This window comes from Acidovorax sp. KPB24-03 (genome assembly GCF_057546605.1).
In genome coordinates this window covers 1-1,627 of the sequence record NZ_BAAJYR010000596.1, presented here as the reverse complement: position 1 = coordinate 1,627, position 1,627 = coordinate 1, and the positions used below count along the sequence as shown (strand labels likewise).

Annotated in this window: 2 protein-coding genes; both read right to left on the bottom strand. The window is 70.7% G+C overall.

The window, feature by feature from the left end; genetic code table 11:
- On the bottom strand, positions 1-824 hold an 824-nt coding region (locus AC27KI_RS24340), incomplete at its 3' end, for a PDC sensor domain-containing protein (RefSeq protein ID WP_487116317.1).
- Between the two features lie 162 nt (positions 825-986).
- The gene (locus tag AC27KI_RS24335) at positions 987-1,421 is read right to left on the bottom strand and encodes a DUF1841 family protein (protein WP_284393307.1); all 435 of its coding nucleotides are present in this window, start codon (positions 1,419-1,421) and stop codon (positions 987-989) included.
- Between the last annotated feature and the right edge of the window lie 206 nt (positions 1,422-1,627).

Below are 1,627 nucleotides of genomic sequence, written 5' to 3'. Positions count from 1 at the left end.
CTGGCGCTCCGGCCGGCGGTGAGCCGCTCCCGCTCTCCGCCGCGCGGGGCGGGCTGCTCCGACAGCACCGAGCCGCCCTCGGACTGCGCCACCAGCCGCTGCTCCGTGTCCAGGATGAAGATGTGGCCGTTCCCGCGCAAGGGGTCGTCCCGCAGGAACTGGTTGAGCGTGTCCAGGCGCACATCGGCCTCCATCACGCCCACCATCTGGCCGCTGGCGATCACGGCGGATGCGGCCGAGATGGTCACATCGGCGCGCTCTCCGGCCGTGGTGTAGATCGGCGACCAGCCCGCGCGCCCGGACCGGGCCACGGGCACATACCAGGGCCGGATGCGCGGGTCGTAGCCGCGGAACGAGGCCGACACCGCGTCGGGCGTGCCGCTCTGGTACACGTGCATCAGGCCCTCGGTGGAGCGGTCCTTGAGGATGAGCCGAAAGCCGTCCGCTTCGCGGCGCATGCCGGTGTATTCGCCGTCGCGGCTGCCGAAGCTCAGCAGGCTGATCTGCCGCTCGTCGCGGTACAGGGCGTCGAACACGGCGCGCAGGTGTTCGTGGATGGGCCGCATGTCGCCCGGCTGGTACAGGCCGTGGCGGCCGATCGCATCGGCGATGTCGCGCTGGATCTCGAAGGGCCGGGAGAGAAAGCGCGACAGCCGGTCCCGGGCGGTGAGCGTCACGGCGTCCAGCAGCCGCACGCTTTCCTGGTCGATCAGGTGGCCGATCTGCCGCTGCTGCGTGAAGGCATGCAATGCCACGGTGGCCGCGAACAGCACGGCGAACGGGACGGCAATGGCGGTGCGCAGCGAAATCTGCCACCGGCGCATGTCAGGCCCCCTGGTCGGGTGCGAGGGCACCGCGGGTGCGTGGGCACCGTGCACGGTGCGGCCTGGCCCGAGGAGCTGCCGCGGCGGCGGGCGACGCTGCCAGCCGGTCAGCGATCTGGAGGGCGGTTCTGGACATGGCGGCGTGCGGCAGGCGGTGAGCCCTCAGTCCCGGGTGGCGCGCCGCTGCACGCAGGCGACATATGCATCGCCATCGGGCGGGCGGCCGGAACGCTGGCTTTCCCACAGCATCTGTCCCAGGCATTCCATGGCGGCATGGTGCGCATCGAGCAGCGAGTCCTTGCGGGCGGCCAGCAGTTCGACCGCCTGGCGGATGCCGCGGGGCTGGTCGATGCTGCACTGCTCGCTGATCGACAGGTGCATGGACAGATGCAGGAAGGGGTTGGTGCGGTCCGGCGTCTCGTCGTAGTTGCGGGCCAGGGCTGCATCGACATCGGCCAGATCGGCGTGGTATTCGGGGTGCTCTGCGATCCACAGGCTGGCCAGGGTCTCGATGGCTTCCATGGGCTGGCCGGCCTGGGATTTGGCGTACACGGCGCAGAAAAAGCGCCGCACATCGGCTTGGGACGGATTGAACATGGCAGCCAGCGTAGCACGGGCAAAGCGGGTTTCAGGCAGGGGTTGCACGGGAGGAAACCGTGCATTCCGGCATGCGGTGCGCCGCTGCGCCCCGCATCGCCGGCGCGGCCGGCCGCAAGCTGTCAGAAGGTCTCCCAGTCGTCGGCGTTGTGCTTGCCGCCTGCTGCGGGCGCTGCTGCTGCGGCGGCGGGGGGGCGCGGCGATGG